The sequence below is a fragment of the uncultured Bifidobacterium sp. genome (assembly GCF_963540075.1).
Lineage (GTDB): Bacteria > Actinomycetota > Actinomycetes > Actinomycetales > Bifidobacteriaceae > Bifidobacterium.
The window spans coordinates 1-10,213 of record NZ_CAUTOG010000047.1; the positions used below are offsets into that span (position 1 = coordinate 1).

The following is a 10,213-nucleotide window of genomic DNA, read 5'->3' on the forward strand; positions in this document are numbered from 1 at the left end:
ACGACCATCTCGAGGCCGTCATGGGCAAGATGGTGTGGCATCTGCATGACGTGGGACTCGACTACGACGCCTCGCCGGCGGATATCGAACGCGTCCTGGGACTCGCCCCCGGCGATCTCGACGACAGGCATCTGGGATAGCGTCCAGACGTGGCCTCGGCGGCGCGTTCCCCGCGCGTGTCCGGACGTTCGTCGTCCCCATGATGCGGATCGGCACACGGATAACGACCCGTCCCTCTGATCCATCCGTCCTACGCCCCCGACGGATTCCCCTCACCCCGAGAAGCAGCACATCCAGTACACAGCCTTGAGACCGCCATGGCAAAGAAGAACACGCACCCTCCGTTTTCCGGGTATGCGAATCGGCCTGATATCAGGGCTGTGGCGTATCCGACGCATGACGACCCGACGGCGGGAGGACGTGGAAAGGCGCGACCCCGACCGCGTCAGCCGCGGTACCTGAGCTCCAGATCACCGCCGCCGTCGAGGATCCACAGATGCAAAGCGCATACCGGGACGGATGACCACGTCAATCCGTCGCCCCGCTTTTTCGCATGGGTATCCCACATGGCGACGGGAGTCCTGTCGCACAGGGGAACCCCGCATCGCGTCCCCTTCATAGGCACCTCCGCGACGTGACATGAACGCGGGCTACGACAAGGTGGGATTATACCCCCGCCCGGTCCCATCCTTGACGCCTGGGCGCCTCCCCCTGCGTGTTCCTCTGCGCGGCGACCTTCGGGGCCATGCCCGGGGCTATCCTTGGTGGGGCGCGGCGGCACGCCTGGCCGTGCCGACGCCGACGAGGAGACCCGTCGAGTGCGGAGCGCCGACGGACAGGGAACCCGGAAGGCAGGTGAGACATGCTGAGGATGTTCAGCACCGTCAATGGTCAGATCGAGCAGATCGACAGACCCCGGAACGGCTCCTGGCTGTGCCTGACCGAACCCACCGACGTCGAGCTCGCCTCCGTCTCCCAGAGCACCGGCATCGACCTCGCCGACCTGCGGGCCCCTCTGGACGATGAGGAGAGGTCCCGCGTCGACGCCGAGGACGACTACACGATGGTCATCGTCGACATCCCCACCGTCGAGGAGCGCAGCGGACGCGACTGGTACGAGACGATCCCTCTGTCGATCATCGTCACCGAAAACCTCATCATCACCGTGTGCATGCAGGACACGCCGGTGCTTCATCCCTTCATGGAGGGCACCATCCGCGGGTTCAACACCTACATGAAGTCCCGCTTCATCCTGCAGATCCTCTATCGCAACGCCACGATGTACCTGCGCTACCTGCGCATCATCGACAGGGAGAGCGACAAGCTCGAACTCAAGCTTCGCCACTCCATGCAGAACCGCGAGATCCTCATGCTCCTCGAGCTGAGCAAGACGCTGGTCTATTTCACGACCAGCCTCAAATCGAACGAGATCGTCATGGAGAAGCTCACGACCCTGTCGCGCATCAAGCAGTACCCGGAGGACGAGGACCTGCTCGACGACGTCATCACCGAGAACAAGCAGGCCATCGAGATGGCGAACATCTACAGCGGGGTCCTCGCCAACATGACCGACGCCTTCGCGTCCATCGTCTCGAACAACCTCAACAACGTCCTGCGCATCTTCACCATCATCTCCATCACGCTGTCCATCCCCACCCTCATCTTCTCGATGTACGGCATGAACTTCCAAAGCGGCGGCATGCTCGGCATGCCTCTGACGGGGGACAGATGGGGGTTCGCCGTCGTGGTCGTGGTCGCGGTCGTGCTGTCCATCCTCGTCACCTGGTTCCTCACGCGCTCGCGTCTGTTCCGCTGACGGCAGGCGCGGCCTTGGCAGCCTCCACGGGGTCACCATGGTTCCAGACCCGCGGCGGGAGCCTCGTTCCACTCCGGCGGCTATGCTGGTCCACCATGGATGTCTTCCCGTCGCATGGTTCGCGCAGGACGTCCGTCCGCCTTCTGGCGCTTGTCTGCTCCCTTGCCGCGATGCTCTCCCTGGCGGCATGCGGGACGTCCTCCTCATCCACCGGTCTTCCACAGGGGCCCGTGCTCTCGGTGGGGGTGGCGACCGACGAGCCCGGCCTCGGTCTTCTCCATGACGGGACGTATTCGGGCCTCGACGTCACCGTCGCGAGGTACGTCGCGCAGGCCTTGGGATACGGCTCGGAGCAGCTCGTCTTCGTGTCCGTGACGGTGGGCGGGGTCGCCGACGCCCTCGACTCCGGCCGCGCCGACATGGTCGTCACCGCGCTGCCCATGGATGCGGGATCGGATCGGGGCTATGACTATGCGGGCCCGTATCTCGTCGCCTCCGAGGGTCTGATGGTGAGGAAGAGGGACGTGCGGTCGATTGCCGACGTGGGGTCGCTGGCCGGTCGCAGGGTGTGCACGGTGGCCGGCTCCGGCGGCGCGCAGGGGATTTCGCGACGTGCGCCCGCCGCCGTCGTGTCCCAGCGCAGCGGATACCAGAAATGTCTGACGGCGCTGCTGGTGGGGGAGGCGGACGCCGTGAGCGGGGACGATGCCGTCCTCTCCGGTCTGGTCGCGGACAAGGGGGCCGGGCTGCTGTCCATGGCCTCCGGACGCTTCTCCAGATCCCTCCACGCGGTCGCCGTGAGGAGCGGACAGAGCCGTCTCGTCGCGCAGATCCGCCGGGCTCTGACGGCCATGGTCGACGACGGCTCCTGGAGGGCCGCGGTGGACGAACTCGTCTCCTCGACCGGATACCGACGGGGGACGGCCATCCGACGTCCGACGATAGACGCGTACGTCGGATAGTTAGTGCCCCGGGCGGGACTTCTCCCGAAGCCGATGCGAAGGGCCCGCCGATGCGGCGCGGGTGTCCACCTGCGTCGCGATAATCCGAAGCTATGAGCGACAACGAGAAGAGCGCGACGAAGGAATCCGACGACGGGGCGAGGACGCCCTTCCGCTACGATGCGGGGCTGGCACAGGACATCGAGGCCCGATGGCAGCGCTACTGGGACGAGCACGGGACGTTCTGGGCCGCCAACGTCTCCGGCGACCTCACGGACGGCGAGGACAGGAACGCCGACGGACGTCCCTCCTACTTCGCGATGGACATGTTCCCCTACCCCTCCGGCAAGGGACTCCATGTGGGCCATCCGCTCGGCTATCTCGCCACCGACGTCGTCAGCCGCTACCACCGGATGAAGGGCGAGAACGTCCTGCACGCCATGGGCTACGACGCCTTCGGGCTACCGGCGGAGCAGTACGCCGTGCAGACCGGGCAGCATCCGCGGGTGACCACCGAGGCCAACATCGCCAACATGCGCCGGCAGCTGCACCGCATGGGGCTGAGCTTCGACGACAGGCGCAGCTTCGCCACGATCGACCCCGGCTACATGCGCTGGACGCAGTGGATCTTCTCGCGCATCTACGACGCCTGGTACGACCCGGACTTCGTCCGCCGCGACGGCGGGAAGGGCTCCGCGCGACCCATCTCCATGCTCGTCGGGGAGTTCGAATCCGGCGTCCGTCCCATCCCCGGCCATGAGTCGCAGGCGTGGGGCGACCTCTCCGCCGCCGAAAGGGCCGAGGTGCTCAACGGCTTCCGCCTTGCCTACATCTCGAAGTCCCCGGTCAACTGGTGCCCGGGTCTCGGCACCGTCCTCGCCAACGAGGAGGTCACAGCCGAGGGACGCTCCGAGCGCGGCAACTTCCCCGTCTTCCAGCGCGAGCTCAGGCAGTGGTCGATGCGCATCACCGCGTACGGCCATCGTCTCATCGAGGACCTCGACACCATCGACTGGCCCGAGAAGGTCAAGCTCATGCAGCGCAACTGGATCGGCGAATCGCACGGCGCCTCGGTGCATTTCCGCGTCGACGCGCCCTCGGGGACCCGCGACATGGAGGTGTACACCACGCGGCCGGACACCCTCTTCGGCACGACCTTCGCCGTCGTCTCCCCGGAGCATGACCTGTTGCACGACGTCCCCGACGCATGGCCCGACGACGTCCCCGACTCCTGGAAGGGCGGGTATGCGAGCCCGCGCGAGGCCGTGGACGCCTACCGCCTCGCCGCCGAATCACGCACCGCCAAGGACCGCGTCGACGAGGGCGGCGAGAAGACCGGCGTGTTCACCGGCCTGTACGCCGTTAATCCCATCACCGGCGCGCGTCTGCCGCTGTTCACGGCCGACTACGTCCTCATGGACTACGGCACCGGCGCCATCATGGCGGTCCCCGGAGGCGACCAGCGCGACTACGACTTCGCCGTGAAGTTCGGCCTTCCCGTCATCTACACGGTGCGTCCGCTGCCGGACTCCGGCGACGACCTGGCGAACTACGAGGGGAGGGCTCCGTTCGTCTCGCATGACGGCATCGTCATCAACTCCTCGATGACGGCCACGGCCGCCCGCGGCGACGCGTTGACCCTCGACGGTCTGCGGGTCGACGACGCGATCTCCCGCGTCGCGCGATGGCTCGAGGCGGCGGGCGTCGGCAGGGGGACGACGAGCTATCGCCTGCGCGACTGGCTGTTCTCCCGGCAGCGCTACTGGGGCGAGCCGTTCCCCATCGTCTACGACGAGGACGGCGTGCCGCATCTGGTCCCCGACGACCAGCTGCCGATCAACCTCCCCGACGTCCCCGACTACAGCCCCAGGACCTTCGCTCCGGACGACGCCGAATCGAACCCCGAGGCTCCGCTGAGCCGCAACCCCGAATGGGTGAACGTCGTCATGGATCTCGGCGACGGGCCGAAGCGCTACCGCCGCGACACGAACACCATGCCGAACTGGGCGGGCTCCTGCTGGTACTACATGCGCTACCTCGACCCGAAGGACGCCGAGCATCTGGTGGAGAAGGACGAGTTCGACTACTGGATCGGGCCGCATCACAACGCCACCGCCGGCGCCTCGGGCGGCGTGGACCTCTACGTGGGCGGGGTCGAGCACGCCGTGCTGCATCTGCTGTACTCGCGGTTCTGGCACAAGGTGCTCTACGACCTCGGCTACGTGAGCTCCACCGAACCCTTCCACAAGCTGTTCAACCAGGGCATGATCCAGGCCTTCGCCTACACGGACGACCGCGGCCAGTACGTGCCGGCGGCGGAGGTCGTCCAGGCGCCCGACGGAGCCGACGGCGAACCCGCCTTCACCTGGCATGGCCGGCACGTCAGCCGCGAGTTCGGCAAGATGGGCAAAAGCCTGAAGAACATCATCACGCCCGATGACATGTACCGGAACTACGGAGCGGACACCTTCCGTCTCTACGAGATGAGCATGGGACCGCTTGACGAGTCGCGCCCCTGGAACACGCGCAACGTCGTCGGCGGCATGCGCTTCCTGCAGAGGCTGTGGCGCAACGTCGTGGACGAGAGGACGGGCGGGCTCGTCGTCTCCCAAGACGCGCCGGACGAGCGCACCCTCAGGCTGCTGAACACCACCATCGCCGAGGTCACCGAGGAGATGGAGGGCATGCGCCCCAACACGGCGATCGCGCGTCTCATCGTCCTCAACAACCATCTGACCTCGCTGGACAGGGTGCCGCGGGTCGCCGTGGAGCCGCTTATTCTCATGCTGTCTCCCATCGCTCCGCATATCTGCGAGGAGCTCTGGAGCAGACTCGGTCATCCGCGATCCTTGGCGCATGACCCGTGGCCGAAGGCGGATTCGCGCTACGTCGGCCAGGAGACCGTGACCGCCGTCGTGCAGATTCGCGGCAAGGTGCGGGCGAAGCTCGAGGTCAGCCCCGACATCGATCCAGACGAGCTGCGCGAGCGCGCCCTGAAGTCCGTCGAGGCGCGTCTCGGCGGGAAGGAGCCACGGAAGGTCATCGTCAGGGCGCCGAAGATCGTGTCCATCGTGCCGGCCGACTGAATCGGACGGCCGGCCTCCGAACCGTCATCGGAGGGTGTGGATCGCGACGCCCGCGACCACATGCGCGCCTGTGTCCCCCCCTCGGACCCCGTCCGACGGATCGTGGAGGGATGCAGGACACGACGTCGCCAAGCCCTCCCGCCGCCGGGCGTGCGCGGGAGGACGTCGACTTGGGCGTGCGGCTGGCCCTGCTGTCGCGTTCCCCGAGGCTCCGGGTTTCCGGCATATCGGATGCGGACGAGACGGGGCAGACGGTTCCGCCGCCCCCGTCTCCGCCTGCCGTCCCGAGGCCCGGCCTGCCCGGGGTTCCTCCGCCCGCATCGGCTTCATCCGCGCTCACGTCCCTCAGGCCGTATCCCGCGGTGGCGACCTTGATGAGGGAGGGGAGTCCGGATGCGCGGCGCCGCGGGTCGCGTGCGCTTTTCGGTCCGGTCCAGGCGGTCGCGGTCATCCTTCTGCTTCTCGTCGCCCTGTCGGCGAGTCTGACGATGCTTGTCGCCCAGGCCGCCAACTACGCGGCCTTCCAGCAGGACGCTGCGGTTCCCCTCCCGGGATCCGACGACGCCTCGTCGAACGGGTCCCGGGAGGGAGCATCCTCGGCGCAGCCGTCGGATTCCGATGCCGGGGACGTTCCCGGCGAAGCGACCTCGGCATCCTCGGACCCACCCCCGACGTCCTCGCTGGTGGACGTCAACACCGCCGACGAGACGCTGCTCGATACACTTCCGGGCGTCGGCCCGGCGATCGCCCGACGCATCATCGAATACCGTGCCTCGCATGGCAGATTCTCGAGCATCGACGAACTCCTCGAGGTCTCGGGCATCGGGGAGAAGACGCTGGAGAGGCTCAGACCGCTGGTGTCCGCGTCATGAGCGGGAAGCGGGTGATCATCGCCTCGGTCCCCGATCCATCACGGCACACTTGGCATGCGGAGCGCCGAGGGTCCCCGATTCTCGCGCACGTTACCAGCGCAGATGACCTACGGATGATTCCCGTGACGGTTACGGTGTGGGTGGTGTCCCTGGCGGTTCACGGAAGCGTCATGACCGGCCGTCTTCTTCCGTTCATCCTGGCGACGGCCGCGGTCGTCGCCCTTGCGGCAACGGCGTGTCTTGTCCGTCCTGTTGTCGTGATGTCGTTCGTCGCGCGGTTCCCCCGTCGTGGACGGCGGAGAAGAGACACGGGGAGGGCATGCGGAACCGAGGCGGCCGGAGCCGGAAATGAATGCCCGCGATCGGGATGGAGGGCGAGCACCGGTCTTCTCCTGCTTCTCGTCGCCGCTCTGGCGGCGGCATGCTCCACGATGACGCAGGATCTCCGCCTTGTCCGTGAGGTCGTCCTGGTGGAATCCCTGGCGCAGGCCGGCCCCGTCGTGATACGGGGAACCGTTTCATCCCCGGCAGTCGTCGCGGATCTCCGCGACGCCGACTGCCGCGCGGACGTCCGCACCGCGGAGACGGCAGGGACGGGAATCGGTGCTTCCACGCATCTGGACGTCGTGGTCTTCGCCTCCGGATCGGACTGTCGTCTGCTCCGGCAGGGTTCCACGGTCAGGGTCCGGGGCGATGCCGGCGCGTCGCCCTTCGATGCCCTTGAGCTCTGGATCCGCATCGGCTCAGGCGGCGTGAGTGTCGAGTCCGAACCGGATTCCCTGCGAAGCGTCGTCGGACGACTGCATAACCGCTTCTTCGACGTCACCGAAAGGCTGTCCGACCAGGGGAGAATCCTCGTGCCGGGCCTCACCATCGGCATGACCGGCGCCGATCGGGCCGATCCCGGTTCCGACGATGCAGGTTCGGAGAGCATCGACCCGGCCTACGCGGCTCTTGTCGAGCAGGGATTCTCGGATGGCGGGATCATGCATCTCATGGCCGTGTCGGGCGGTCATTTCCTGCTTCTCACCGGCATGGTGACGCGACTGTGCCGTCGGCTGCTTGCTCCACGCGGTCTCACGGCCGTCCTGTGCGCGGCATCCTGTCTTGTTCTCGCACTGATGATGGCTCCCTCCGACTCGGTGACGCGCGCCCTGTGCGCCGGGATGCTCTCCGCCGCGGCGCTGGCCATCGGACGCCCCTCGCGTCCCTGCTCGGCGACCTGCTGGACCGCCGTGACCGTGATCATCCTCGACCCGGGGATGGCGCGCAGCATCGGATTCGCGCTGTCATGCGCGGCGGTTCTCGGGATAGTCCTTGCGGCGGGGCCCTGCCGACGTCTGATGGAGCCCGTGCTCGGGAGACATGTGGCCGCGGCGCTCGCCGTCACCCTCGCCGCCCAGATCGCCGCCCTTCCGATCCAGACCCTGCTCGAACCCGGGATTCCGCTGTGGGCTCCGCTTGTCAATCTGCTCGTCACGCCCGTCGTCGGAGTCTCCACGGTGCTTGGTCTCGTCGCGATGACGATCTCGGCGGTGTCGGTCACAGTGGCTTTTCCCTTCGCCTGGGCCGCATCCTGCGGAACGGCCGTCATGGCCTCCGCGGTCGGTCTCCTCGACGGAGCGCCCCTCGTCATCATCCCGTGGATTCCCGGTCCCGTCGGTGCCGCTGTGCTGGGCGCGGTCTCCGTCTTTGCCGTCCTTGGGGTCCGGCATGTGGATTCGACCAATGCGCGCCGGGCCGGAACGACCCCGAACCATGTGATTCGGCTTCCGAGGGCTCCCGTCAGGCCGCGACGCTCGGGGCGGACGGTCCCCTTGTCCGATGTCCTCCGTCGACGAGCGGACGACCCTGCCGGCATTGACGCGGAAGCAATCGGAAGGGCTTTCGTACGGTCTCCCTCCGACGTTCTGGGACGGTGGATGAGGGACACGCGGGAGCTGATCGAGGGATGCGGGGAATCGGGCATGTCCACCGATGGGAAGAGATTGAAGGGGTGGCACGACGGGAACCGGCGGCGATGACGATCGTCTCGGGGGCGGATGACTATCTCGCCTCCGAGGTCCTGACGGATCTGCGTCGTCGATGTCGCTCACGGATGCCCGATGCCGAGCCCATCGACCTCGATGCGGCGATCTCCGACCGCTACGACTTCGACGAGGCCGTGGGGGCCTCCCTGCTCTCGGATTCCTCCATCGTCACCATCACCGACCTGGCCGCCGCCGATGAGGGTCTGCGGGACGCCATGATCGTCTTCTGCAGGGAATCCTCCTCGTCTTCCGCTTCCTGCAGCGTGGTCCTCGCCCGACATGACGGCGGGGTGCGGGGCAGACGGACGGTGGACGCCTTGGCGAAGGCCGGCGCGCGCCTCGTGAAGCTTCCCGATCTGTCGCGCGCCGAGGCCCGGCTCGACTTCGTCCTCAGGCGCTTCGAGGGCCGTCGCCGCCACGTCACCCCCGACGCCGCCCAGCGGCTCGTCGCCGTACTCGGGGATTCCACCGGCGAGCTCGCCGCCATGTGCGACCAGCTGTGCGACGATTGCCCCGATGACCCCATCGATGCCGAGACCATATCGCGCTATCTCATCGCGAGCCCCAGAACGACGGGGTTCATGGTCGCGGACAGCGCCATGCAGGCGAGCACCTCTCAGGCCGTCATCGCCCTTCGCCAGGCCCTGGCCCAGGGCGTGGACCCGATCGCCATCATCGGCGTTCTCGCCATGAAGCTGCGCACCATCGGGAAGGCGGCCGCCGTCCGCGCCGGCGTCATATCCCAGGCCGAGACGCGGACGAATCCCTGGGTGATGCGCATGGCCGCGCGTCAGCTCCCGGGATGGACGTCGGAGGGTCTTTCCCGATGCATCCGCATGCTCGCCGAAGCCGACGAGCACGCCAAGACGGGGACGGGGGACGCGGAGTACGCCGTCGAACGTGCGGTGGCGGCCATCACGAGACGCGGAAGGGAGGATCGGCTATGACGGGGAGGACGACGGACGGTTCCCCATGCCCTCGGAACGGCGACGGGCCGACGTGCGGAGAGCGGATGCTGACGGTTCCGACCGCCGAGGACATGCGTGCCCTGGGGTCGCGGATCGCGCGAATCTGTGAGGGCGGGGACGTGATTCTTCTGTCGGGGCCTCTGGGATCCGGCAAGACGACCTTCGCGCAGGGCTTCGGAGCAGGGCTGCGAGTCAGCGGTCCCGTCGTCTCCCCGACGTTCACGATCGCCCGGGAGCTGTCGGGGCGCTTCGCCGACGGATCGTCGGCCCGGCTCGTGCACGTCGACGCCTATCGTCTCGGCGGGGACGGATTCGCCCCCGGGCAGGACGCGCGCGATGCGCTTCTCGATGAGCTCGAGGCCCTCGGTCTCGACGAGGAGCTGGAGAATCCCTCGCAGGCCACCGTGGTGCTGATGGAATGGGGGGAGCAGATGGCGGCGGCCCTGGCCGACGTCAGGCTCGAGGTGCGCATCGATCGTCCGGTGGATTCCATGGGGGCG

7 protein-coding genes are annotated in these 10,213 nt (G+C 67.5%); all 7 read left to right on the forward strand.

Annotated elements, in window-relative coordinates; translation table 11 throughout:
- Positions 1-862 precede the first annotated feature (862 nt).
- Positions 863-1,816, forward strand: a complete 954-nt coding sequence (locus RWX87_RS05815) for a magnesium transporter CorA family protein (protein WP_314688546.1) — start codon at positions 863-865, stop codon at positions 1,814-1,816.
- A 95-nt stretch (positions 1,817-1,911) separates the two neighbouring features.
- Positions 1,912-2,778 carry a transporter substrate-binding domain-containing protein gene (locus RWX87_RS05820; RefSeq protein ID WP_314688547.1) on the forward strand — a complete coding sequence of 289 codons (867 nt, stop codon included), beginning with the start codon at positions 1,912-1,914 and terminating at the stop codon, positions 2,776-2,778.
- Positions 2,779-2,870: 92 nt separating this feature from the next.
- Positions 2,871-5,843, forward strand: coding sequence for a leucine--tRNA ligase (leuS, locus tag RWX87_RS05825; protein ID WP_314688549.1), 2,973 nt, complete (start codon positions 2,871-2,873; stop codon positions 5,841-5,843).
- Between the two features lie 374 nt (positions 5,844-6,217).
- Positions 6,218-6,715 (forward strand): helix-hairpin-helix domain-containing protein, encoded by a 498-nt coding sequence (locus tag RWX87_RS05830; protein ID WP_314688552.1) that lies wholly within the window; start codon positions 6,218-6,220, stop codon positions 6,713-6,715.
- Between the two features lie 113 nt (positions 6,716-6,828).
- A complete protein-coding gene (locus tag RWX87_RS05835) occupies positions 6,829-8,739 on the forward strand; it encodes a ComEC/Rec2 family competence protein (protein ID WP_314688554.1) in 1,911 nt (636 codons plus the stop codon).
- Positions 8,736-9,692 (forward strand): DNA polymerase III subunit delta, encoded by a 957-nt coding sequence (gene holA / locus RWX87_RS05840; RefSeq protein ID WP_399552321.1) that lies wholly within the window; start codon positions 8,736-8,738, stop codon positions 9,690-9,692. Before RWX87_RS05835 ends, holA begins: the two co-directional genes overlap by 4 nt.
- Positions 9,693-9,757: 65 nt before the next feature.
- On the forward strand, positions 9,758-10,213 hold a 456-nt coding region (gene tsaE, locus RWX87_RS05845), incomplete at its 3' end, for a tRNA (adenosine(37)-N6)-threonylcarbamoyltransferase complex ATPase subunit type 1 TsaE (RefSeq protein WP_314688559.1).

Coding starts and splice junctions, on each gene's coding strand:
- RWX87_RS05815 (WP_314688546.1), top strand. CDS start 863: ATGCTGAGGATGTTCAGCACCGTCAATGGTCAGATCGAGCAGATCGAC.
- RWX87_RS05820 (WP_314688547.1), top strand. CDS start 1,912: ATGGATGTCTTCCCGTCGCATGGTTCGCGCAGGACGTCCGTCCGCCTT.
- leuS (WP_314688549.1), top strand. CDS start 2,871: ATGAGCGACAACGAGAAGAGCGCGACGAAGGAATCCGACGACGGGGCG.
- RWX87_RS05830 (WP_314688552.1), top strand. CDS start 6,218: ATGAGGGAGGGGAGTCCGGATGCGCGGCGCCGCGGGTCGCGTGCGCTT.
- RWX87_RS05835 (WP_314688554.1), top strand. CDS start 6,829: ATGATTCCCGTGACGGTTACGGTGTGGGTGGTGTCCCTGGCGGTTCAC.
- holA (WP_399552321.1), top strand. CDS start 8,736: ATGACGATCGTCTCGGGGGCGGATGACTATCTCGCCTCCGAGGTCCTG.